Genomic DNA, 273 nt, shown 5'->3' on the forward strand with positions numbered 1-273 from the left:
GGCAGGCGTGGGGCCTCACCACGTTCTCGCCGCGCGCAATGCGCACGCAAGGTTTTTCGGCCTTCATCGACATGCTGCGCGCCGCGTTCGCGCACGCGGGCGGCATCCGCATCGACCACATTCTCGGTTTGCGCCGCCTATGGCTCGTGCCCGAGGGCGAAAGCGCGCGCAACGGCGCGTATCTGCGCTATCCGCTCGAAGATCTGCTGCGCCTCATCGCGCTCGAATCGTGGCGGCATCGCGCGATCGTGATCGGCGAGGATCTGGGCACCG

The 273-nt window shown here is 67.8% G+C and carries 1 protein-coding gene; it reads left to right on the plus strand.

The window, feature by feature from the left end; genetic code table 11:
* The coding region (locus SB771_RS34450) for a 4-alpha-glucanotransferase (protein ID WP_410721969.1) at positions 1-273 on the plus strand (273 nt) is incomplete at both ends.

Source organism: Burkholderia sp. SIMBA_051 (assembly GCF_046534915.1).
GTDB lineage: Bacteria > Pseudomonadota > Gammaproteobacteria > Burkholderiales > Burkholderiaceae > Burkholderia > Burkholderia ambifaria.